General features: G+C 35.2%; 17 protein-coding genes, 3 pseudogenes and 1 riboswitch. Of the genes and pseudogenes, 2 read left to right on the top strand and 18 right to left on the bottom strand.

What is annotated here, in order from left to right:
* Positions 1-71 precede the first annotated feature (71 nt).
* A complete protein-coding gene (locus PYW37_RS04155) occupies positions 72-614 on the top strand; it encodes a GNAT family N-acetyltransferase (protein ID WP_003129407.1) in 543 nt (180 codons plus the stop codon).
* 26 nt (positions 615-640) lie between these two features.
* On the opposite strand, the gene ffh is transcribed toward PYW37_RS04155, so the two are convergent.
* The 3 genes from ffh to PYW37_RS04140 form a co-directional block, all read right to left on the bottom strand.
* Positions 641-2,194, bottom strand: coding sequence for a signal recognition particle protein (ffh, locus tag PYW37_RS04150; RefSeq protein WP_023189658.1), 1,554 nt, complete (start codon positions 2,192-2,194; stop codon positions 641-643).
* 78 nt (positions 2,195-2,272) lie between these two features.
* Positions 2,273-5,491 carry a leucine-rich repeat domain-containing protein gene (locus tag PYW37_RS04145; RefSeq protein WP_025017017.1) on the bottom strand — a complete coding sequence of 1,073 codons (3,219 nt, stop codon included), beginning with the start codon at positions 5,489-5,491 and terminating at the stop codon, positions 2,273-2,275.
* Between the two features lie 48 nt (positions 5,492-5,539).
* Positions 5,540-7,252: a ribonuclease J gene (locus PYW37_RS04140; RefSeq protein WP_025017018.1), complete on the bottom strand. Its 1,713-nt coding sequence runs from the start codon at positions 7,250-7,252 to the stop codon at positions 5,540-5,542.
* A 349-nt stretch (positions 7,253-7,601) separates the two neighbouring features.
* Between PYW37_RS04140 and PYW37_RS04135 the strand changes: the two are divergent.
* A pseudogene (locus PYW37_RS04135) lies at positions 7,602-8,273 on the top strand (MgtC/SapB family protein).
* A 39-nt stretch (positions 8,274-8,312) separates the two neighbouring features.
* Here PYW37_RS04135 and dapA read toward each other — a convergent pair.
* The 15 genes and pseudogenes from dapA to uxuA form a co-directional block, all read right to left on the bottom strand.
* A complete protein-coding gene (gene dapA, locus PYW37_RS04130; protein ID WP_003129414.1) occupies positions 8,313-9,206 on the bottom strand; it encodes a 4-hydroxy-tetrahydrodipicolinate synthase in 894 nt (297 codons plus the stop codon).
* A gap of 100 nt (positions 9,207-9,306) precedes the next feature.
* Positions 9,307-9,482: riboswitch (Lysine riboswitch) on the bottom strand.
* Positions 9,483-9,546: 64 nt separating this feature from the next.
* The gene (locus PYW37_RS04125; RefSeq protein ID WP_023189662.1) at positions 9,547-10,002 is read right to left on the bottom strand and encodes an NUDIX hydrolase; all 456 of its coding nucleotides are present in this window, start codon (positions 10,000-10,002) and stop codon (positions 9,547-9,549) included.
* A 10-nt stretch (positions 10,003-10,012) separates the two neighbouring features.
* Positions 10,013-11,089, bottom strand: coding sequence for an aspartate-semialdehyde dehydrogenase (locus tag PYW37_RS04120; RefSeq protein ID WP_023189663.1), 1,077 nt, complete (start codon positions 11,087-11,089; stop codon positions 10,013-10,015).
* Positions 11,090-11,183: 94 nt separating this feature from the next.
* Complete coding sequence (locus PYW37_RS04115) at positions 11,184-12,047, bottom strand: MIP/aquaporin family protein (protein ID WP_003129417.1); 864 nt, start codon at positions 12,045-12,047, stop codon at positions 11,184-11,186.
* Positions 12,048-12,418: 371 nt separating this feature from the next.
* Positions 12,419-12,673 (bottom strand): hypothetical protein, encoded by a 255-nt coding sequence (locus tag PYW37_RS04110; RefSeq protein WP_025017019.1) that lies wholly within the window; start codon positions 12,671-12,673, stop codon positions 12,419-12,421.
* Between the two features lie 94 nt (positions 12,674-12,767).
* Positions 12,768-14,744, bottom strand: coding sequence for a transketolase (gene tkt / locus PYW37_RS04105; RefSeq protein WP_023189664.1), 1,977 nt, complete (start codon positions 14,742-14,744; stop codon positions 12,768-12,770).
* A gap of 181 nt (positions 14,745-14,925) precedes the next feature.
* A pseudogene (locus PYW37_RS04100) lies at positions 14,926-16,183 on the bottom strand (PTS ascorbate transporter subunit IIC).
* 60 nt (positions 16,184-16,243) lie between these two features.
* A complete protein-coding gene (locus tag PYW37_RS04095) occupies positions 16,244-16,543 on the bottom strand; it encodes a PTS sugar transporter subunit IIB (RefSeq protein WP_025017020.1) in 300 nt (99 codons plus the stop codon).
* Between the two features lies 1 nt (position 16,544).
* Positions 16,545-18,485 carry a BglG family transcription antiterminator gene (locus PYW37_RS04090; protein WP_023189668.1) on the bottom strand — a complete coding sequence of 647 codons (1,941 nt, stop codon included), beginning with the start codon at positions 18,483-18,485 and terminating at the stop codon, positions 16,545-16,547.
* Positions 18,486-18,658: 173 nt separating this feature from the next.
* Positions 18,659-19,300 (bottom strand): bifunctional 4-hydroxy-2-oxoglutarate aldolase/2-dehydro-3-deoxy-phosphogluconate aldolase, encoded by a 642-nt coding sequence (locus PYW37_RS04085; RefSeq protein ID WP_017864827.1) that lies wholly within the window; start codon positions 19,298-19,300, stop codon positions 18,659-18,661.
* Between the two features lie 2 nt (positions 19,301-19,302).
* Complete coding sequence (locus PYW37_RS04080; RefSeq protein WP_023189669.1) at positions 19,303-20,253, bottom strand: sugar kinase; 951 nt, start codon at positions 20,251-20,253, stop codon at positions 19,303-19,305.
* Positions 20,250-21,668, bottom strand: coding sequence for a glucuronate isomerase (gene uxaC / locus PYW37_RS04075; RefSeq protein WP_025017021.1), 1,419 nt, complete (start codon positions 21,666-21,668; stop codon positions 20,250-20,252). The genes PYW37_RS04080 and uxaC overlap by 4 nt, the downstream gene beginning before the upstream one ends.
* On the bottom strand, positions 21,665-22,558 hold the full coding sequence (locus PYW37_RS04070) for an aldose 1-epimerase family protein (protein WP_003129425.1): 894 nt from the start codon (positions 22,556-22,558) through the stop codon (positions 21,665-21,667). Before PYW37_RS04070 ends, uxaC begins: the two co-directional genes overlap by 4 nt.
* A gap of 59 nt (positions 22,559-22,617) precedes the next feature.
* Entirely contained in the window at positions 22,618-24,144 is a 1,527-nt protein-coding gene (locus tag PYW37_RS04065) for an MFS transporter (protein ID WP_025017022.1), read from the bottom strand.
* Between the two features lie 184 nt (positions 24,145-24,328).
* A pseudogene (gene uxuA, locus PYW37_RS04060) lies at positions 24,329-25,406 on the bottom strand (mannonate dehydratase).
* Positions 25,407-25,578: the final 172 nt, after the last annotated feature.

Here is a 25,578-nt window from a genome sequence, read left to right as displayed (position 1 = left end):
ATTTAAGTCTTGTTATAATTGAATAACAAGGCTTTTTATTTTATAAAGAAATATCATCAAGGAGTAGAATAATGACTACATTAACAAATGAACCAACAATGAAAATCAGAGCATTGGAACGAACAGATTTAAAAAATATTCATATCATCAATAATAAGGCTGAAACAATGCGGCTATGGTTTGAAGAACCTTATGAATCTCTAGACGAGTTAACCAGTCTTTATGATAAACATATCCATGATAATACTGAACGTCGCTTTGTAATTGAAGCCAATGATACTTTTATTGGAATTGTGGAACTTATGTCTATTGATTACATTCATCGTACCTGCGAAATTCAAATCATTATCATTTCAGGTTTTTCTGGAAAAGGCTACGCTCAAAAAGCGTTAAAAACAGGTGTTGACTATGCTTTCAATACTCTAAATATGCATAAAGTTTATTTATGGGTAGATATTGATAATGCTCCTGCTGTTCATATCTATAAAAAATTAGGATTCAAAATTGAAGGAACGATTAAGGAACAATTCTTTGCTGGCGGTAGATATCATGATAGCTACTTTATGGGGATTCTTAAATCTGAATATACTCAAAGAGAAAAAGCGGTTAAATAAAAAAACAGGAGAACTCCTGTTTTTATTTAGCGTTTTTTCTTACCTTTTTTCATTTTCTTTTGAGCACGTTTCATGGCTTGTTTCATAGCAAACTCAGTTGCTTTACCTTTTAAACCACCACCAAACATAGAACTCATATCGGGCATCCCATTTGCTGAACCATTGCCCATCATCCCTTGTAAATCACCCAATGACATATCGGGCATTCCAGAACCTGCAGGCATATTCGGCATTTGTCCACCGGCTCCACCCATCATTTTTTGCATCATAGCATTCATATCACCATTCATGATTCCTTGCATCATTTCTTTGGACTGATTGAATTGCTTAATGAATTTATTTACTTCAATAAATGAATTTCCAGAACCTGCGGCAATCCGACGACGACGGGCTGGTGACAGTTCAGCCTCTAAATGACGTTCTGCCGGTGTCATTGACAAGACCATTGCTCGTTTTCTGGCAACATCCTTAGGATCAACTTTAACCTTATCTAAACCAGGCATTTGTGACATTCCTGGAATCATTTTCATAATATCTTCCATTGGTCCCATATTTGTCACTTGATCAAGTTGTTCAACAAAGTCCTCATAATCAAAACGGTTTTCAGCCATTTTTTCAGCGAGTTTTGCTGATTGTTCTTCGTCATAATTTGCTTGAGCCTTCTCAATTAAGGTGAGCATATCACCCATTCCAAGAATTCGTGAACTCATTCGATCAGGATAGAAAACTTCAAGGTCTGTTAATTTTTCACCAGTCCCTGTAAATTTAATTGGTTTTCCTGTAATTTCACGGATTGATAATGCCGCACCACCACGTGTATCACCATCAAGTTTAGTGATAATCACACCTGTAATGTCCAATTTTTCATCAAAAGTCTTGGCAACTTGTGCTGCAACTTGACCAGTCATTGCATCAACAACAAGCAAAATTTCAGTTGGTTCAGCAAGTGTTTTAATCTCTTGCAATTCGTTCATTAAAGTGTCGTCAATTTCAAGACGACCTGCAGTATCAATCAAAACATAGTCTTTACGTTCTTCTTGAGCTTTTAAAAGACCATTACGAACAATATTAACTGGTTTTTCAGCAGTTCCTTCATCATAGACAGGAATTTCAAGCTGTTCACCTAAGGTTTTTAATTGGTCAATCGCTGCTGGACGATAAACGTCGGCTGCAATCATTAAAGGGCGAGCATTTTGCTCTTCTTTGAGTTTTTTGGCAAGTTTACCAGCAAAAGTTGTTTTACCTGCCCCTTGCAACCCAACCATCATGATAATTGTTGGAATTTTAGGAGATTTAAGTAATTCAGCTTCGCCACCACCCAAAATAGCTGTTAATTCTTCATCAACAATTTTAATTACTTGTTGAGCTGGGTTTAATGCTTCTGATACTTCAACACCGACAGCTCGTTCACGGATTGCCTTAATAAACTTCTTGACAACTGGGAGAGCAACGTCGGCTTCAAGGAGAGCAACTCGGATTTCTTTTGTAATTTCTGTGACGTCTGTCTCAGTAATTTTTTTCTTTCCACGTAGATTTTTAAAAACGTTTTGTAAGCGTTCAGTTAAGTTTTCAAATGCCATATTTTATAATCCAATTCTATTTTTTACAATTACTTCATTATAACATTTCTTTAGCTAAAATTGAATACATCAAAAGTTCTAGTCGATATCTTTTTTCACTCTTTTTTTCTTTTTAAATAATATAAATATGAAAATAAAACAAGCTTCTAAAATTGTTATTAGTCCAATGAAAAAATTGTCACTTATAAAGCCATGTTTTTTTAAAAGAACAGTTTTCTTTAAAATATTATTGTCGCTATCAAGTATTTTAGAATTAAATTCAGACCTTTTGAAAAAAACTTTATTTTTATCTTTAGCAATAGTACTCGTTTTATTATTTTGACTCCGATCACCATTTTCATTATCTAGAACTTTATCTGGAACTGTTTTAGAATCTTCCATAGTCTCTACTTCTTTGTTAAAAGATAAGTCAAGAGCAGTTATTTGTCCTAAATTTTGACTTTCATCATTTTTTTGAGGAGTTCTGATGAGTTTTTCTTCGCTTATTATATTTGAATTTTTATTTTTTTCATTCATCACTTTCGATTTGCTTGGTAAGGTGTAACTTACTGATAGTTTTTGGCTAGTCAAAGAATTCACATGAGTTTTGTTACTTATGGAATTTAATTGACCTAAAATTGACTCTATATTATTATTTGATTTTACTTCATCAGAAGAATTTGACTGATGATCTTCTTTTTGTGGGTGAGAAGTTGAGTTTATAATTGATAATAATGAACTTCTCTTATTTGTTGAGCTTTTAGAGCTTTCTAAAATTACCTGTGATTGTATAGAAGACGTGTTGTTTTCATTTAAATTTGAAGATGGCAAACTATAAGAAATTTCTGAATGATTGTTTCTTTGTGCCTCATTAGATATATTTAAATATCTTGATTCTGATGATTCTGGGTTATTATTTGAATAACTAGTTAGATTAGAGGCAGCAAAATTTTCTGATGACGAATTATTAAAAGTTATCGGATTGTTGATTCCTACTGTTGTATTAAGTAGATTCGACTGACTCTCTTTTGGTTGTGAGCTAGAAGTTGTGCTGACAGGTGAACTTATGCTACTTTTTGGGTTAGTAGACATCTCATGGTCTGTTGAGTTTTCTTGAACTGAATTTGAAGAAGAAACTTTCTTAGGGTTTTCTGATATATTATTTACTTCACTTGGTCTGGACGAAATAGTTTGATTCGTTTCCAAATTAGGGATACTACTAAGGTTTGAAGAATCTGAATCTGAATCTGAATCTAAACTATCATTTGAACCACTATTTAAAAGATCTGAAGAATGAGTTGATGAATTATTATATACTTCTGTTGCTTCGCAAGAATTAGACTGATTAGTTGCTAATTCTGAGTTGGAAGTTAAACTCATACTTGATGATGGTGAATTTATACTGCTCATTGAATTTCTTGAAGCTTCAGAACTTGTTTGATTTGACGTCGAAACGGCTCCTGAAGTAGATATTTCCGTGCTATCCTTTGTAAGATTATCAGAACTAGATTGATTGATTTCTAAATTATCAGCTGTGCTTGTACTGGATAAAACTGAACTTGAACTATTGTTTATGGAAGCTAAGGAATTATTAGCTACTTCTGCTACATTAGAAAAATCTGGCGAACTAGTTGTTGATTCCAAAACAGAAGTCGAACTTATGTTTGAGGGAGATAAACTGATACTACTATTTGAATTGCTTGAAGCTTCAGAACTTGTTTGATTTGAAGTCGAAACGGCTTCTGAAGTAGATATTTCCGTGCTATCCTTTGTAAGATTATCAGAACCAGATTGATTGATTTCTAAATTATCAGCCGTGCTTGTACTGGATAAAACTGAACTTGAACTATTGTTTATGGAAGCTAAGGAATTATTAGCCACTTCTGCTACATTAGAAAAATCTGACGAATTAGTTGCTGATTCTGAATCAGAAGTCGAACTTATGTTTGAGGGGGATAAACTGATACTACTATTTGAATTGGTTGAAGCTTCAGAACTTGTTTGATCTGATACTGAATTACTTTCTGCCGGATTTGATGATGGTAAAATATTGGTTATTTCTGAACTATTATTCGTTTCGTTGATATTGGAAGAATTAGATTGCTTACTTTCTTCGTTAGAGGACATACTTGAATATAATGAGGATTGGTTTGAATCATTTTCACTATTTGAATTGGAATTGGAATTGATTTGGTTTGAAGAAGACAAACTATTTGGGTTTTCTGAATCATAACTGATTTCTGCTGTACTGGAAGCTCCTGACTGACTATTCTCTGTTTGTGAGCTAGAAATACTACTGTCTAAAGAAGAGATTGAATTTAAAGTATTATCTGTAATACTACTCGCTTCAGATATTGGATAGAATGAAGCCGAATTTGCCTCTTGTGTTGATTCTGAATTGGCAACATCAACTTGCTCTACTGAATTGGAAGAAGAGACAGGGGCTGTATCTGCATGTTCAGTAATCACAGAAGCCGACTGTGAACTGTCAGAATTTATCCAACTTTTATCCAAAAGACCACTAGAGTTGACAGAAATTGTCCGAATTCCATCTGTCGGTAAATCTGATAACTGACCAAATAAAGGACTCGTTTTATTGAATACGTCATCAGCCAAAGTCACTCCAATTCCCAAAGTCAAGCTTTGAACGGGACTCCCAGAAAAGGCTGCTGAATCTACTATTGTCAATGATTCATCAGCAAATTTTATTGTAGTGATTTGGTTACTTTGAAAGGCTTTGGCCATAATTTCTGTGATATTTGGACCCAATGAAAGTTCTGCTAAATTATTATTTGCAAAAGCTCTTGTCGCAATCTTTAGGACAGAATTTGGAAATTCTATACTACTTATGGCGTTTCCAGCAAAAGCATCTGTTTTTATATTTTGGACTTTTGCTCCTAAAACTACTTCTGTCAGTGATTTCTTATAATAGTCAGGAAAAGCTGTTGTTGTTTGAAAGGCACTCGTATTAATATCTACAACATTATTTCCGATAATAACCGAATGAATTCCACTATTTGAAAATGCATAAGTTCCAATTGATGTTATTGCATAGGTTTGACCGTTATTTACAATGATATCCGGAATTACAATATCAGCTCCCGCTAAGCCAGCATAGGAGGCAACTTCAGCTGTCATTGAAACTTTATCAAGATTGTAAGTAATTTTTTGCTCATCAGTATAAGTAATTTTACTTGTCGTGGCCTCCACCGGCAATTCTGTCAGCAACTGATGATTCAAGAATGTGGGATTAAGAGTGGCTGTCAGTAATCCCACTCCAACAGTCATCGTTATTTTCTTTATTGATTTTTGAGACATAAAAAACCTCCTAACTTTCTATACGAAAAAATGGAGGTTTTGTAACTTTTATTTTTTATTATGATTTTTTTTAGTGTAACGTTTATTTAAATCTTGAGGTTGACGTGCTTCCATAACTACTGGAAGAATCACTGGTTTACGCTTTGTTTGCTCGTATAAAAATTTTCCAAGAGCATCACGGATAGAACCTTTGATTTCTGCCCAATCAAATTCTTTTCCAGAAAGATATTTATCAACAGTTTCGTTGACCAACTCACCAGCTTCACGCATCAAATCACGTGAAGTTTTAACATAAACAAAACCACGAGTGTGAACACGAGATTTGCTGACGATTTTACGTTCAGTCTTAGAAATTGTGATAACGGCAATGAAAATACCATCTTCTGATAACACTTTACGGTCACGTAAAACAACTGAACCGATATCTCCAACTCCTGAACCGTCAATCATAACATTTTCAGCTTGAATAACACCAGATGGGATCATGTCTCCATTTTCCAAACTGACTGTTTCACCACGTTTAGCGATAAAGATATGTTCTGGTAAAATGTCCATTTCCATTGCTAAATCAGCATGGGCACTAAGTTCACGATACTCCCCTTGGATTGGAATCAAATTTTTTGGACGGAAGATATCAAGTAAGAATTGCAAATCACGAGCATTCGCGTGACCAGATATTTTCAAATCTGAAGCCAACATTTTCATGACTCCGCCAGCTTTATAGATTTCATTTTCAATACGAGCAATTGTTGTTTCATAAGAGACAGATGGACTTGTAACAGCAAGTACTAAATCTCCATCTTTAATTTTAACGTATTTATGACGACGATGAGCCATGTCTCCAAGAGATTTAAGTGGTTCACCCATTCGTCCTGTTTCTAAAATAACTAACTCATTGTCAGCATATTTTTTAATTTCTGCTGGTTTAATAATTGATTTTTTATCAACAATTTGTAATTTGTTAAGACGAGTTGCTGTTTCGATGATTTGGTCCATATCTTCGCCTGTAAAAGCAACACGACGACCAAGTTTAATGGCAGCATCAATCGTTTGTTGAATACGACCTAAATTACCTGCATTACAAGCAATAATGACCCGCCCTTCATTGTCATCAATATAGTCATAAATTTTTTCATAAATTTCATGCTCGCTAGCAGATTGCATTGTTGACAAAGCGTTTGGTGATGACGAAAGTAAAGCAAGGACTCCACTATTCCCAATTTCAGCCAATCGGCGCATATTGGTACGATAGCCTTTTGCAACAGCTGGATCAAAACGGAAATCACCTGTATAAACAATGTTTCCGTCATTTGTAGAAATCACAATTCCTAAGCTTTCTGGAATTGTATGTGTTGTTGAGAAGAATGAAATGACGGCTTTACCAAAATCAATTTCTGTATCTTCAGTTACAACATGAAAATCGTTGAATTTGCGACTGTCAGCATAATTTTTGACATTAATTTTTACAAGTTCGATTGTTAATTCTGAACCAAAAACAGGAACTTTTAATTCAGAAACGATATAAGGCAAAGCCCCAATTGAATCAGCATGTCCGTGAGTCAAGAAAATTCCTGCGACACGATCCGCATTTTCTAAAAGATATGTAATATCAGGAATAACAAAGTCAACACCAAGTTGATCCATTTCAGCATATTTAAGTCCTGCATCAAGCACAAAAATTTGCTCTTCAACCTCAACTAAATACATGTTCTTACCAAATTCACGCACACCACCTAATGGAGTGATTTTAATATTAGACATAAAAACCTTTCTTGTCAGTGTAATTTATAATTTTTTCGATATAAAAAGAATCTGTAAGTTATTGACAAATTCTGTCAGTAAATTTACAGTCCTGTTTTTAGCAATTTCCTTGCCATATTCACTCTCGAAATCGGTCGAGTGGGACAAGCGATATTGAAAAGATAATTCTACTTAGAATTAAAATAAAAGAGATTGGCATTCCAATCTCTACCGAGAATACACTAATATAAGTTTAACCCAAAGCAAGTAAAAAAGCAAGTCAGTTTCATTTTTTATGGGTCTTACTTTTTTTCTAATCAAAATAGCGATATAATGGAAGGTAAGTTTTAAATGACAAGGAGGAAATTTTATGCAGATTACTTTCTTAACACAACTTGATTGGTTAATTCGATTAATATTAGCTGGGGTATGTGGATATGCCATTGGTTATGAAAGAAATAGCCGTTCCAAAAATGCTGGCACACGTACTCATTTAATTGTTGCGTTGAGTGCTGCTTTAATGATTATTGTCTCAAAATATGGTTTTATGGACATCATCAGTACTCATGGAGTCAATCTTGATCCTTCCAGAATTGCGGCTCAAATTGTAAGTGGTATTGGCTTTTTAGGAGCTGGAATGATTTTTGTTCACAATCAATCCGTTAATGGATTGACTACTGCGGCTGGAATTTGGGCAACTTCTGGTATTGGGATGGCTATCGGTTCTGGATTATATTTTATAGGTATTGTAGCTACTTTACTTATTTTACTTTTTCAAATTATTTTACACCAAAATTATCGATGGATAAAATCAGCGACGAGCGATCATCTTATTCTTCAATTAGAAGATTTTGAAGGGCTTCAACTGTTGCAACAATAGCTGAAAGAGGAAGATGTCAAAATTCTTAGTATAAAAGTTGAAAAAAAATCAAATAATTCTTTAAAAACAGAGCTATATTTGAACTTACCAAAAGCTTATGAAGTCGCTTCGTTAATGAGTCTTTTGGAATCGAATGATAAGATTAAATCAATTGAATATTGACCTACTTTTATAAAGAAAAATACCCTAAAAGGGTATTTTTTAATTTCCAATTTTTTCAAGAATTATTTTACTTTCCTCAGTAGTACAAGCTACAAGTGGTAAACGTAAGCCACCAACTTCATATCCTTTTGCATTCAAAACCGTTTTGATTGGAGCCGGACTTGTGACACTAAAAAGTGCATTTATTTTGGGTAATATTTTTCTTTGGATAGCCGCTGCTTTTTGAATAGAGCCCTGGTCTATTTCTGCAAACATTTCAAAAAATTCTTGACCTAGGATATGACTGGCAACCGAGATTACACCCTGACCTCCCAAAGCTTTAGTGTGAAAAGCTAGCCCATCTTCTCCAGTATAAACTAAAAAGTCTTTGGGTAGCTTTTCAATGAGATAAGCCAGATTATCAGTATTTGTACATTCTTTGATGGCAATTACATTTTCCAGTTCTGCTAATCGTAAGATGGTCTCTACCTGAATTTCAGTGACCACCCTTCCTGGAATATTATACAAAATAATTGGCAAATCACTCGCAGTAGCAATGGCTTTAAAATGTTGATAAATTCCTTCTTGAGAAGGTTTGTTGTAATAAGGAGTCACTGCAAGTCCCGCATCGATGTAACCAAGTTCAGCAACTTCTTTGACAAATTCAACCGAATCACGTGTGTCATTAGTCCCAACACCTGCAATCAATGGAATACGGCCATCCACTATTTTATTAACCGCAGCAAAAATTGCCAATTCTTCATCATGAGTAAGAGTAGGCGATTCAGCCGTTGTTCCAGCTAAGATAAGGCCTTCCGTATGATTAGCAAGTAAATCCTCAATGAGCTTAGGAAATGCTCCAAAATTAATTTGGCCATTTTCTTTAAAAGGGGTCACTAGGGCCGTGATGATACGTGCATTTTGTAATTTTTCAATTGTTTCTTTTGCTGACATAATTTCTCCTTATGTGTGAGCTTACTGACAAGCTCTTGTCAAGAGGTCAAAAAGAACCTCTTTTTATGCAAAAGAGGTTCTCAAAAGTTCGTCAAAAATGATTTTGATTAGCTCCCCTTTCTGTCAGTACTGACAGAAAGACAGTCTGTAGGATTTAACCACACAGCCCAAGAAAAATTTTGTGACAATTTTTCTTTCGGCAAAGAACGCCGCCATCAGCTTCAGTGCGTTCACCGCTCCACTAACTTCTTCGTCTTCGCAACCTCTAATTTTGTTTGACCTATTATAGCATACTTTAGTAAACGAGGTCAAAAATTTTATTTTTATACAGTCTAGTTTATTATTCTTTCGCAATTAATTGGATGAAATCTTCGATAACACGGCGATTTGGCTCATGAATATTTTTTGGAATTTCTTTAAATTTAAACCATTTCAGCTCTTCAACTTCACTCATTTGTGGTCTTAAACTCCCTGTGAAATCTCGACAAATATAATAAAGGCCTGGCATATAAACTTGGTCCATATTGGGATAAGTTATAAAACGGTCTTGTCCTGAATAAATTCCTAAAAGCTCAAGTTTACCTGCTTTTAGTCCCGTTTCTTCAAATAATTCTCGGCGAGCAGTTTCCTCAAGTTCTTCACCAACTTCTATGCCACCCGCATGTAAAACCCAAGTTCCGTTATCTTTACATTTTTGTAAGAGGATTTTTTCATCAGAATAGACAATAACGCCTGCTCCCAGATAAATCAAAAGCTCATGGCCAATTTTTTCACGAATTTTACTGATATAACTCATTTAACAGACATTATTTCAGTTCAAATTTTAACTCATGAGTTGGTCTAACTAAGCCACGCTCATGTAGCGTTTCAGCAATTTGAACAGAATTCCAAGCTGCTCCTTTGAGTAAATTGTCAGAAACTACCCAAAGATGAATCCCATTTGCTGCATCCAAATCACGGCGAATACGACCCACAAAAGTTTCACGACGACCAACTGAATTAATGGCTTGTGGATAAATTTGATGAGCAACATCATCTTCTAAAACAGCTCCTGGGAATTCAGAAATCAAACGTTTAACCTCAGCAATATCTGCTACTTTTTTCGTTTCAACATAAACTGACTCAGAATGACCGTAAAGAACTGGAATTCTGACACAAGTTGCCGAAACCGCAATTGAATCATCTTCCATGATTTTCTTGGTTTCATTTGTCATTTTCATTTCTTCATAAGTATAATCGTTGTCAGTAAATACATCAATTTGTGCAAGCGCATTGTAAGCAATTGGATAATGTTTTTTATCTCCAGCAGACGGTAAAATTTCTGCTGACAATTCTGTCAGTGCTTTTCCATCAAGTGCTTCTTGGAGTTCACGATTTGTTTCATTAATTGCTGATTGACCCGCACCAGAGACCGCTTGATAAGTGCTGACAATTACTCGCTCAAGCCCATAAGCTTGACGAATCGGCTCTAAAGCAACCATCATTTGAATCGTTGAGCAATTAGGACAGGCAATTATTCCATTGTGTTTTTCCAAAGCATGTGCATTAACTTCTGGAACAACCAAGGGGACATTAGGGTTTTGACGGAAAAATGAGGTGTTATCTACGACAACAGCTCCAGCTTTTACAGCATAAGGGGCATATTTTTCTGATACTGAGCCTCCGGCTGAAAAAAGAGCAATATCAATACCTTCAAAACTATCCTCAGTCAATTCTTCTACAACAAGCTCTTGCCCCTTAAATTCAACAATTTTTCCTGCCGAACGTTTACTTGCAAGCGCACGTACGGTTTCTATAGGAAGTGTAGATTCTTCTAATTGTTCAAGCATACGTGTACCCACGGCACCAGTAACACCAACGACGGCGATATTATATTGTGTCATAATTGTCTGTCCTTTTCAGTAAATTATAATTATTATAGCGCTTTTAAGTTCTAAGGGCAAGAAAAAATCTGCCTTTCGACAGAAATTTTTGTTTTTATTTAAACATAAGTTTAAAGACTGTAGCTGCAATTACTGCACCAACGATTGTGGCAACAACTGGAACCCAAGCGTACCACCATTTAGCGTCTTTATTTTCACCAACAACTGATTGTGGCAAGAAGCTATAAACGATACGAGGACCAAGGTCACGTGCTGGATTCAATGCTGCACCAGTTGGTCCACCAAATGCTGTAACCAAACCAACAAACATCAAACCAATAGCAAGCGCACCAATCATTTTAGATGATGAAGCGCCTGAAACAGAAGCCCAAATTTGGCTTACTGTTGCATTCGCTGTAACATCAGCTCCTTGTTGTTGAGCGTAACTTGTCATCCATTTGATTGATTCTGCACCAAAGAAGTTCGTTGTAAAACTGAGAATTCCGAAAACAAATACAAACATTCCGATTACTTCATTGATAAATCCGTTGAAAATTGCTTTTCCACGATTTGAACCATTATCCAAAGCGTTAGTTGTTGAAAAAGCGCCTAAAGAAATTGCTCCATCATTAGTTTTAGCGAAGTATTCTTTATAAATCGCTACAACAAGTAATTGACCAATAATTGCACCAATAAGTTGTGCCAAAATATATTGTGCAACATGTGCCCAAGGGAAATAACCAGCTGAAGCGAGTCCAATTGTAATTGCTGGGTTAATATGTGCACCTGAAACATTTGCAAAAGCAAGTACAGGAACTAAAATCGCAATTCCGTATCCCCATGCAATTGCAAGACCACCCATGCCCTCATTTTTAGAGCCTTTGAGGGTTACCCCAGCAATTGTACCATTACCAAGCAAGACGAGAAGCATAGTTCCCAATCCCTCAGCAATATATTTTGTCATCCATGAAACATCCATGATAATTTCCTTTCTATTTTAAAAAATATATAAAGATGTTGACACTTTAATTTTATCATATTTTTCTTAACTCTTGCTAATAATAACATTGAAAATATGATTAACTCCTATAATAGATTGTTTTGAAGTTTTTTCAGCATTGTATTCATCTGATTATAACAAGATTTTTTTATTAATTATTTTAATCGTTACGTAAAAAAAGCCCTCTTTCGAGGGCTTTTAAAGGCACTAAAAGTGTGTCAAAAAGGTTCACACAATTTGACAAATACTCACGCTTCCTGCGCGGAAAACCCAATTTCCCAGTATTCCTTAGCTTCGAAATTCTACAAAGTAGAATTATTCGACTCATCGCATACTTAAATTTTAACATATTATGCTAAATGAAACAAGAAGCCAATCAAAATTCCTACCGTTCCCACAAAACTAAGGATACAAATAGTAAATCCTATCGTAAAATAATTCTGACCATATCCATTATAATGAACCCTTTTAGTTCTTTTCCCACGATAAAGGATTAAAGATATTACTGACAGAACTGTCAGTAAATATTGGATTGGCTGATTTTGTCCATACATTAAGTTCAAAATTGAAGCTACTCCCACAATAATTGCAAGTAAAATTCCCATCTTATTTCCTTTCTATTTTTTAATTAAAATTTACTGACAGACTTGTTTGTAATCAAAAGAGCTCTGACAAAAAATCAGAACTCCTTTTTCAATATTAGTCAAGCTCTTTGTATGCTTTAACTACATTTTCAGCAGTAAATCCGTAAGCCGGAAGAACGATATTTGCTGGTGCCGAAGCGCCCCAAGTATCTACTGTAACTGTTGCACCATCAAGTCCAACATATTTACCCCATCCGTAACTTGTACCAGCTTCAATCGCTAAACGACGTCTTACAGCTTTTGGTAAAATTTCTTCGCGATAAGCTGCTTCTTGTTCGTCAAAAATATTCATTGAAGGCATTGAAACGACACGAATGCCAGAACCCAAAGTCTTCTTAGCTTCAAGAGCTAATGCTACTTCTGAACCAGTCGCAATGATGATTCCTTCAAGTTTTCCTTCTTCTTTTGAAAGAATATAGGCCCCACGATTCAGACCTTCTTCAGCCAATTCATAAGTATCAGGTAAAACTGGAAGATTTTGACGAGTCAAAATAAGTGCGGTTGGGCGGCTTTTACTTGATGCAGCACGACGCCATGCAGCCACTACTTCATTTCCATCAGCTGGACGAATTACATCCAAATTAGGAATTGAGCGAACAGAAGCTAATTGTTCAACAGGTTCGTGAGTTGGACCATCTTCCCCAACAGCAATGGAATCATGTGTCCAAACATAAGTGACTGGCAAGCTTTGTAGAGCAGCCATCCGAACAGAAGGAAGCATGTAGTTTGAGAAGACGAAGAATGTTCCACCATAGACACGAGTTCCACCATGCAAAGCAATCCCATTCATAATGGCTCCCATCGCAAATTCACGTACACCAAACCAAATATTACGTCCAGCATAGTTATCTGGCATGAAGTCTTCTTCAACTTTAACCATTGTATTATTTGAAGCCGAAAGGTCAGCAGACCCGCCCCAAAGATTTGGCATTTGAGCTGATAATTCTTGGATAGATTCTTGTGAAGTTACACGGCTGGCCTTGCTTGTTTCCATTTCATGCTTGGTCAAAGTAAGCTCTGGCGTTTCATTTTCAAAAGCTTTTGCGTATTGCTCAGCAAGCTCAGGGTATTTTTCAGAATAATCATCAAAAGTATTGCGCCATACTTGCTCCATTGCTTCACCACGCGCAACTGTCGTTTCTAAAAAGCGTTTTGAAACTTCTTCAGGAACTGTAAATTCAGGGTAATCCCAACCATATGCTTTCTTGGCAAATGCAACACCTTCAGCTCCAAGAGGAGCTCCGTGAACTGCTGAAGTTCCTTGTTTTTCGGCACCAAAACCAATGACTGTTTTAACTTCAATAATTGTTGGTTTAGATTTTTCAGCTTTAGCCACTTCAACAGCTGCTGCAATTTCTTCTAAATCATTTCCATCTTTTACCAATAAATGTTGCCAGCCATATGATTCAAAACGTTTTTGAATATCATCAATAAATGACATAGATAAGTCACCATCTAGAGAAATATTATTTGAATCATAGAAAAGAATCAATTTACCAAGTTTCAATTTACCTGCAAGTGAAGCTGCTTCTTGTGAAACACCTTCCATCAAATCACCATCACCATTTAAGGCGTAAGTGTAATGGTCAACAATATCAAAACCAGGTTTATTGTATTGCGCAGCTAAATGTGCTTCAGCCATTGCCATACCGACAGCATTGGCAATTCCTTGTCCTAAAGGACCTGTTGTTGCTTCAACACCATCTGTATGATTAACTTCTGGATGTCCCGGTGTTTTTGATTGCCATTGACGGAAACCTTTTAAATCATCAGTCGTTACATTATAACCTGCCAAATGTAATAAACTATATAACATTGCAGAACCATGACCAGCAGACAAGACAAAACGGTCACGATTTGACCATTTACGACTTGTCTTAGGGTTCACATTAAGAAATTTGCTCCAAAGTACATAAGCCATTGGTGCAGAGCCCATTGGAAGTCCAGGATGTCCTGAATTTGCTTTTTGAATCGCATCTAATGATAGAGTACGAATCGTATTTACAGCCAATTGATCAGTAGTATCAAACATAAGATTTCTCCATATTTTTTATTTATACTCACATTATAACACAAGTTAGAAACGGTTTTCATTCTCTGAAATTAAAATTTTTTTCTTTTTTTATGTTTTTATATGAAAATCTTTTTAATTTTGGTAGGAAAGGTTGCGGTTGACCTGTTTTTATAAATCTTCAAAAAAATTATTTTTTCAATTATAATTCTTTGCTTTTTGAATTAATTTTATCTCTTCTATTCAAAATCAAACTCGTCATTAATACAATTAAGAGAAAAATTATTATAAAGGAAATTAATGCTATTGATCCAGCTTTGCCAATTACCCCAAGCAATCCTCCTGAAACAATATAATCTGAATCTGCAAAGGTCGATGCAGAATTCGCTCCAAACGAACCTAAGGCAGGCAGAATTAAAAGTGGACCCCAAGCTAACAGTAATCCATTCGCTGTTGAGCCGATAATCGCCCCACGCAAACCTCCAAAAGCATTGCCATAAACTCCTGCTGCTCCTCCACAAAAGAAGATACCAACAACACCAGGAATAATCACAGTTGTTCCTAAGCCAAGCATTATTAGCATAGAAATAACTCCAACAATAAATGAGACAAAAAATCCAATTAAAACAGCATTGGGCGCATAAGGAAATACTATTGGAACATCTAATGCTGGTTTTGAGTTAGGAACAAGCTTTTTAGCAATCCCTTGAAATGCTGGAATAATTTCTGACAAAATCATACGAACGCCTTGAAGAACAACCACAAATCCTGCTGCAAAAGTCCCTGCTTGAATGACCGCATAGACAATATAAAGGGATATTTAATTTTTCAGTTGATTTTTCTGGATCCTTATTTCCAAATTTTTCTCCAAGCCAACCGGATAGAGCATAGCCCATATTGCCAGTATGGCCCATTGCAACTTCATCATTACTAGTGATCTTCCGCATATAGCGTTGAGTTAGAGCGGGTGTGATTGTCAGCAATGTTCCTTCAAATATTCCTCCTAACAAGATTGTCAACCAACCATTTCCTAGTCCAGCAGAAATAAGTACAACAGCTGACATTGTTGATACATAGAGCATTGCTTGCCCAGTCAAGAAAATATATTTAAATCTTGTAAAACGTGCAAGTATTACATTGACAATAAATCCCACAATCATAATTAAGGCTGCGGGTGTTCCATACTTCACTAATGCTAAAGCAACCACCGCTTCATTGGATGGTACAACTCCCTTAGCATTAAAGACATGTTGAAACATCGTTGCAAAGGGATTCAATGAGGTAACTAATATCCCCGCACCCCCAGTCAAAACCAAAAAACCTGCAAATGTTTTAATTGAACCTTGGATAACTGTACTTGCTGTTTTTTTCTGCAAAATCAATCCCAACATTGCAATTAATCCAACTAAAAGCGCTGGAGTAGTTGCGACTGATACAATAAAGTTTAAAATACCATTCATTTTATTTTTCTCCTCTAGTCTAGAAAAATTTTGTACTTTATAGATTCGATTTATTTTTTCTTATTGATGACTTATGTTATTTTCATCAAGCACTTTATAAAGTGCTTCACGCGCAACTTCTTTATCAATAATTGACTGAAGTGGCATAATTTTTTCTGTTGGAATATTAGGAAGAGCAGATACTAATGTTGCCTCAACAAAAAAATAATCCGCTGCATCTGGTGTTGCTGACCCAACATCCATATGCTCCAATTCGAAATAATCAATATTTACTCCTGATTCTTCTAATAATGACTGAATGTTCATTTGAACCATAAAACTCGTTCCTAACCCAGATTGACATACACATGCAAATTTCATATTATTTTTCTCCTTCTTCTTCTAAAAGTATTTGTTCAACTTCTGTTGCATTTGTTGCTGCAAGTAACTGACCCAAGCGTTCTTTATTTGATAATATCTTAGTAAGTGTTGATAAAGCTCTAAGATGGGTCTCATTATCAATAGCTGCTAAAACAATAAAAAGTTTAATTTCATGCTTATCATCGTTCATTAACTTTACTGGATGTTCACATCTTAAAAATGACATTCCTAATTTTTTGACCCCTTCCTCTGGACGAGCATGAGGAAGGGCAATTCCCAATCCTAAGTCAATATAAGGGCCGAAAGCTTCTACTTTATCAATAATAGCTTTGATATAACGCTCTTCAATTTCATGTTTATCAAGAAGGGGCTGTGCAGCTAATTCAATTGCTTCTTGCCAGGTCAATTCTCTATTGGTAAAATTTATTTTTTCTTTTGTAAGTAAATCTGTTAGCATAACTCCTGATAGTTTCCCTTCTTTTCTAGTACGATTTAATTTTTTTTCAATAATTTTTATTAAATCCAGTTTACTTGCTGGTTTTTTTATAATAATGTACGGTTCTATTGAATCTAAAATAGTTTGAGCAGATGGTTTTATAAAACCTGGGAGCTGAAAATCTTGTAAAACTTGATTATAGAGCTTATTTTCTTCACGCTGCTCTGGAAAAGCTGACATAAGATAAACTTTTTTGTCTGACTTTACAGGAACCGTTGAAAAAATAATATCATATGAATTTATAGGTAATTTTTCGAAATGAGAGACTCGAGCACTCAGAATAAATTCCATTGTCGGGAATAAACTCTCTAGTCTTTTTTGCATAATTAAACTCGAACTGATTCCATTTACACAGAGTGCAATTGCTTTTAATGATTTACCTGAGTACTTATTTTTATAAATCTCTCCACCAAATAAAATGACAAAATAAGCTTTCTCAGATTCTGAAATTTCACCGACCTCTTCTTTTAATGGTTGAAGGACGTTATCCATCAGTAAAAACAAGGAGTGGTACTCTTTTTTTATCCGTTCAAGCAGGACATTTTTTAATTCAAAATGATTTTTTAATCGATAGTATGCAGGAGTTAGGTGAGCTAATAGTGCCATAAAGGTCTTTGTGAAATCATCGAATTCAATTGCTGCTAATTTCATAACATTTTCCATAATGTTAAAGGCCATTCGGTATAAACCATTGTCTTGCTCAATTGTATTTTTTCCATCCGACATCCCAATAATTAATGATTTGAGTAGCTCATTAATATTTTCACTCCCCTTTTCAAAACCTCTACACTTGAGCAGACTTGCAAACAGTAATGTCGAAAGATATCGACTATAAACAATCTCAATCTGTAGTTCTTGCATTATCTTTTTCAATAGCTGATTATTCTTAAAAATAGTTAATGGATCCTTATCATTTAAAACTTTTGATAAGGTATAAAATCCTGCGTCCTCAGATAAATTTTGCAAATAATACCAAGCCTTCTCCTGTAAAATTTTCTCCTCAAAATTAAGGTAAAATCCTTTTTTTCTTGAATATTCAATCTGAATATTTTTGCGCATAAGCTCCTCTCTAAGTTTTTTTAAATCACTTAAAACCGTATTTTTACTTACTTGAAGATATTTTTGAAAAAGAGCTATTGAGAGGGAAGATTCATTTGTAAAAATAAGTAGATATATAAGGGAACGTCTTTCAACTTCTGATAAAATAAATGTCTTTTGATTGATAGAATAACGAGTTTCTTCAAAATTTTCTATTTTATCAAAAATTGCTAAGCATTCATTTTTATAATCTAATTTTTTTAAACCTTGATTTTCTAATTTTTGATTAAATTCCTCCAATATTCGATAAAATTTTTCTTTATCTAGATTAGTGACCTCCAATATTCGCTCTAATTTCCATAATTTATGTTTTGAAAAAAAGAGAATGTCTAAATCATAATTAATCATAAAAACGCTCCCTTGTATTTTTTATTATAACTCAATTATTTTACCAAAATATAGCGCTTACAGTCCAAATTACTTTTACTAAATAAAAATAATTGGACTGAACTTTAGAAAATAAAAAAACTCCAAAAAATGAAGTTTTTTATTATTCAAAAGGGAAAATTAATAGCTAATTTTTATTTCTTAGCTGCCTTAAATGCTGCCATAAATTTCTTGGCATTTTCAGTAACCCCACTATAATTGTTGTTGGCTGCTGGAGCTGTAACCCCACCTCCAGCACTTACAGCTACTGCTCCTGCTGCAAACCATTCAGCAACATTATCAACATTTACTCCTCCCGATGGAAGGATATTAATATAAGGAAATGGACCTTTTAAGTCTTTTATCATTTTGGGACCTGTAATATCACCTGGGAAAAGTTTGATTAACTCTGACCCATACTCTAAAGCTTTTTGAGCTTCGAGTGGAGTTAAAATTCCCGGAACATAGGGAATCTGATAAAGATTACATATCTTTGCGACTTCTTTGTTAAAACTTGGACTGACAATAAATTGAGCCCCTGCAACAATGGCCAAACGAGCAGAGGTCGGATCTAAAACTGTCCCTGCTCCGATCACTACATCTGTTCCTAGATACTTGGCTACCAAATCAGAAATAACTTCGTTAGCTCGCGGGACTGAATAGGTCAATTCGATAGAAGTGATTCCTCCTGAGACGACAGCTTCTACGATTTTTAATGCTTTTTCGCCACTCTCAGCTCGGACGACCGAGACGACTCCTGATTGAATCACTTTATTTAATAATTCTGCTCTTTGCATGACTACATCTCCTTGTAAAATGCTTTTAGTTCTTCTTTTGTGGGATAACCTTCACTATCTCCTGAGCTTTGAACTGCTAATGCTCCAACGGCACAGGCGCGCTTGACGGCTTCTTTTAAGGTTTTTCCTTCAAGTAAGGCAGACTCAAGACCAACGGCGAATCCGTCTCCTGCTCCAACCGTATCAACAACTTTTGCTACTTTAAATCCAGAAATAAAATATTGTTCACCATTTTTTAATTTTACAAAAGCACCATCAGCGCCTAATTTGACAACTACAATCTTTGTGAGAGTGCTCTGCTCAAGGTAAAAATCAGCGATTTTTTCTGGTTCAAATGAACCGGTCAAGATTTCACCTTCATTTATTCCTGGCAGAATGATTTGACTTTGCTTTGCTAAATCATTGATTATTCTTATCATTTTTTCTTGATTATCCCAAAGTACAGGTCGTAAATTTGGATCGAAAATGGTTAAAATATCTGCTTCATTTAATTTTTGATTGAACCCTTGAAATGTTTTTAAACTAGTTTCTGAAAGGGCTGGAAAAATTCCTGAGAGATGCGCAATTTTTATCCCTGATAAATCTAGAGCTTTTAGTTCAGCAATGGATAAATTGGCCGCTGCAGAATTTTTGCGATAATAATCAACTTTTGGGTCGCCCTCACTTACTTTTTGTTTTAAATAAAAGCCTGTTGAATAGTTTTTATCTTTGGTGAGATAGGTCGTTTCAATCTCCGCTTTTTTGACTGACTCAATAATAAAATTCCCAAATGAATCCTCTCCGACTTTAGAAATATAAATTCCTTTATGTCCTAGACGACTCAAACCAATCGCAACATTTAGCTCCGCACCAGCTAAATATTTGCTGAAATGCTCAGCTGCATCTAAACTTATATCTTGATTTTCTGAGGCAAGAACGACTAAAGGTTCGCCAAGAGTTATAAATTCAGTCATTGCTTAGAGTCCTCATCTTTGAAAAATCCAAAATAATCATGCACATTATTATAACTAATATCTTCAATCATTTTTCCAACAAGTGCTTCATTATCAGGGATTCTACCATTTTCAATCAACTGTCCAACAAAATTACAGAGGACGCGACGGAAATATTCATGACGTGGATAACTTAAAAAGCTCCGTGAATCTGTCAACATTCCTACAAAATTGGACAATAAACTTTGTGAAGCAAAAATCTCTAATTGGTTTTCCATTCCTTTTTTGGTGTCATTGAACCACCAACCAGCTCCAAGTTGTAATTGTTGCACTCCTTCACCTTGAAAACAGCCAATCATTGTGGCTAATTCAAGCCAATCATTTTGATTAAGGGAGTAGAGAATGGTTTTTGGTATGGTTTCAAGTTCTGCTGCTTTGCTAAAGAGTTTGGTTAATTCCTCAGAAATATTAGCTTGAGTATCCATACTATCAAATCCAGTATTTTCACCAATTTTACTTAAGGCTGGGCCATTGATAGAACGGTTGACGTTAACATGGAGTTGCATTGTCCATTCAAATTTTTTATTTAATTTCATAATTTCAAGGATTATTGCCGTAATGTATTGATTATATTCTAGGTCTGTTAAAGTTTGATTTTCTTTGGCTTTCTGAAGGATAGAATCTAAATCCACGTTTTTAGTTTCTGCAAAAGTATAGGTAGATAAGGAGTGGTCAGACAAACGTCCACCAAGGCTTGTGAAAAATTCAAATCTTTGTTCAAGTGCCTTAATCATCGTCTTAAAACCTTTTATTTCAATTCCAGAAACTGCTGACAGCTCTGTCAAATAGTCTGCAAAATGTCCGTCAGTAATCGAAATTAAATGGTCTGGTCTTAAAGCTGGCAAAACTTTGAAATCTTTTTCCTCTTTGGCTAATAATTTATGATAAGAAAGCGTTGAAACAGGGTCATCTGTTGTACAAACAACTTTTACCTGTGAATTTTTAATCAATGCGCATGGTCTGAAATCATCTGTGGCAAGCATTTGGTTCGCTTCATCCCAAATTTCTTTGGCTGTCTCGCTTGAAATCAACTTATCAATATGGAAAAATCGTTTTAATTCCAGATGAGTCCATTCATAAATTGGATTACCAAATGATTTTTCGAGTGTTTTAGCAAATGCTAAAAACTTTTCATAATCCTCTCCATCTCCAGTAATCAATTTTTCAGGAATGCCGTTCGCACGGAGCAAACGCCATTTATAATGATCCCCACCTAGCCAAATTTGTGTTAAATTTTCATATTTTTTATTTTCATAAATTTCTGCGGGTTCAAGATGGCAATGATAATCAATAATTGGCATTTTTTCTGCATGTTTATGAAAAAGCATCTTGGCACTTTCATTCGTTAGTAAAAAATCTTCTGATAAAAATTTCATGATTCTCCTTTATTACTATTAAAAGTTAATTCAACTTCATAAGTTTTTGATTCATTTGATTTTAAGCTGATATTTCCTTCTTTTTGCAAGAGTTCTTGTTTTTGATTGAGAATATCAGGCAGTCCTTGGAAGGGTTCAATACAGAGGTAAGAAAGATTTTCGTCTTCTTTTGTCCACAAGCAAAGATAAGGAAAATCCGCCATTTTCATGGTCATTTGATAATCTGTCTCTTGTGAAAAAAGTTTCACCTCCTCGATTTTATTGTCAAAAATGACGAGCCCTTTTTCAAAGAATTCTCTTTCAAGTGGAAAATTACTGACAGCTTTATTAATTTCTATGATTTTTCCCGAACGATAAGGAAATGGATTTTTGACAATTTCAAATTGTTTTAAAGTCTTATCCTTAGTTTCAAAGGAAATCTGGTAATCTTCAAAATTTGCTGACAGGTTAAAAGCTGGATGAAATCCTAAGGCAAAAGTCAATTTTTTTACTGACAGATTTTTTATTTCAAATTGAATCTTCAATTTTTTACTGACCAGTTGATAAGTGACTTTTAATTCAAATTGAAAAGGGTAGGATTGATAAGTTTCCTCGTTATCTTTTAATGACAAACTTATCTGGTCTTCTTTCTGGTCAATAATTTCAAAGAAATAATCTGAAGCAAAACCATGTTGTTGCATCGGATAAATCTTCTGGTTCAGCAAATATTCATCATCAGTTGAACGTCCAATAGCCGGAAATAAAATTGGGGCATGTTTTGGCCACTCAGAACCATTCCAAATAAAATCAAATTTATTTTTATTCTCAATTACATGAGTTAATTCGGCCCCTTTTGGATTAATTTGAACAGTAAGCTCATTATTTTTTAGTGTTAACAATTGATTTTCCATCGTTTTTCTCCGATAAGTTTACTGACAGCGCCTGTCACTAAACTTTTAAGCTTTTGTCATTAAATGTCTGCTTGGTCAGGCCAACATTTTTCATAAGAGTGACCTGTCAGTAATTCAACGACCTGACGTGTTTCAAGAGTTACATCAGTTTTTGAGCCTCCTTCTTCAAGGCGTTGCAATTCTGCTTTTAAAATATCATGATTGGCTCGATTAAGTTTAAAGGTGCGAGCTGCAATCAATGCGGCTGCTAACAAGCCAATTGGAACAAAGATGAAAATCAACATAATTCCGTGCTGAATACCTAATGGTGTATTTGCATGAGTCGTCATTGTTGTGGAATTAAATCCAATTTCTTCAAGAGCCCAGCCAGCAATATATGTTGCAAGTGCCCCTGTTGATTTACGAAAGAAAGTCATGACAGAAGCATATACGCCCGCTTTATCACCATGTGTAAAAATTCGGTCAACATCGGGTATAAAAGGGAAAACATTCCAAGGAGTAAATTCTAAAATTCCTCGTCCAAGTTGATAAATAATGGAAACAATCACAAGCATCCACATTGGATTATTAATCCCTGTCAAATAGATAACAAAATAACCTAACATGGCCACAATAATCGCCAAATAACTCAAAGTAAATAAATATTTCGGACCACGAGTGACCATTAATTTTACTGCGGCAATAGTCGATAGAATACCAAATGCTGAGAGTGCTTGGAGAACCCACGGAGCATTGGCAGATGTTCCAGACAATCCAATCACGATAAAAGTTGGGAGCAGTGTAGAATAGAAATCTTTTCCTGTAAATGAGAGGAGATAAACCAATAAATGTTTTCTGAATGATTTATTTTTGAAAGTGCCAAAGTAATCTGTCACTGTTTTTTTCATAAATCCACTAAATCCAAGTCGTGGTTGAGCATCTAATTCTGCTAGAAATTCTGGAGTTAAAGGACGTTCCCAGCTTGCTCGCCATGAAGTGAAAATGGCAATGACAAAAATGACTGTCCAAGTAATTCCCGTATAAAGATAAGCATTAGGATTATTAAATGACTTAAGTACAGCTAAGGTAAAGAAGACAATAGCCGTTCCAGTTGCTGAAATAAACATTCGACTCCCTGAAAGAGTGGTTCTTTTTTTATAATCAGGCGTCATTTCCGTAGGCAAGGTTTCCCAAGGAATTAAAATCATGGAAATCGCTACCTCAATAGCAACATAAACCCAAAGATAATATTGCCAACTGCTAGTTGAAATCCAAAACATTGGAAATAAAATCGCAAATAATATTCCGCCAAGTGCAATAAAGAAATGACGTCGGCCATATTTTCGTCCTAATCTTGTTCGATAAAAACGGTCAGTAATTGCCCCAAAAAAGAGGGACCAGATGGCATCAATAATCCGACCAATTCCCAAAACTGCTCCTGTAAAAAGAGGACTAATTCCTTGTGAAAGAACAAAGACAAAGATAACTCCTGAAACAATGTTATTCCAGCCTCCGCCCATTAAATCAGTCAAACCGTAAAGAAGACCACGCCTTGTATTGATTGCTTTTGGGGTATAAACCCATGAAGTTTTTTGTTTTTCTGCCATTTTAAACAGATTCTCCTATTTTTATATTTTTGTCAGTGAAAATTGACAAATTTTTCCATAAACTTTGTTAATTTGTGAACTTTGTGAAACGCTTACTCCAACGTTTTAATTTTAGCGGAGAGTATTCTCCGCACATTTTTTCACAAAAAGTTCTTTAAAATAGATTTCTTCATATCATTTTTATTTATTGATTCGTTTTCTCAAGCGCCTCCCAAAGCCCATTAAGATAACTTGCTCCAAGTGCTCGGTCATATAAACCGTAGCCTGGGCGTCCTGTTTCTCCCCAAATCATTCGACCATGGTCTGGACGAATATAGCCATCAAAACCATTATCATACATGGCTTTCATTATTTTATACATATCAAGCGAACCATACTCCGACATATGAGGAGCTTCATAAAAATCTTTTTCACCACTTGGCAAAAATTTAATATTCCGCACATGTGCAAAAGGAATTCGGTCTCTTTTGACAAATTCAGCCATAATTTCATAGACATTATTAGCTGGATCTTCAGCAATCGACCCCGTACAAAGCGTAATCGCGTTTGACGGACTATCTACAACATTACATATCCAATCTAAATCTTCCCGATTTTTCACCACCCCGAGGAAGCCCAAACATCGGATAAGGAGGGTCATCAGGGTGAACCGCCATTTTAATCCCAACTTCTTCACATGTAGGAATGATTGCTTTTAGAAAATAAGCAAAATTTTCACGCAATTTATGCTCATCGACATTTTTGTATGCCTCAAAGAGTCCTCTGACTTCTGATAATCTTTCAGGTTCCCAACCCGGTAGTGAAAAGCCACCATCCGCTGCTTGAACGCGGTCAATTATCTCCTGAGGGTTTGCTGGAATATCCCCAGCAATAAAAGCCATAGTTTGTGAATTATCAGATAAATGATAATCCAAATCTGATTTCAACCAGTCAAATACAGGCATAAAATTATAGCAAATCACTTCAATCCCAAACTCAGCAAGATTTCGAATCGTTTCTTTATAATTCTCAATATATTTATCACGAGTTGGCAAACCAATTTTGATATCATCATGAATATTGACAGATTCAATTACTTTTAAACTTAAACCTGCGGCTTCAATTTCTTCTTTAAGTGCTTTGATTCTCTCCTTTGGCCAAATTTCTCCCGCTGGAATGTCCATAATCATTCCAACGACTCCTTTAACACCTGGAACTTGGGCAATTTCAGAAAGTTTTATCTTATCTGCATTTGAACCAAACCAACGCATTGTCATTTCCATTTTTTTATTCCTTTATCTTATTTATATAAAATCAAATAGCGTGCTGTAGCTTCCCACCAAGCGGTAAGGCCAGCTGAAAGTTGTACGTCAATGATTTCGTAACTTTGATTTTGCAAATCTGCCAAAACTTTATTTAAAGCTTGATTAAAAAGTTGGTCCGTTTTTTCTTTTC

It is taken from the genome of Lactococcus lactis (assembly GCF_029023865.1).
GTDB lineage: Bacteria > Bacillota > Bacilli > Lactobacillales > Streptococcaceae > Lactococcus > Lactococcus lactis.
The sequence above is the reverse complement of the archived record's forward strand: the minus strand, read 5'-3'. Positions and strand labels throughout refer to the sequence as shown.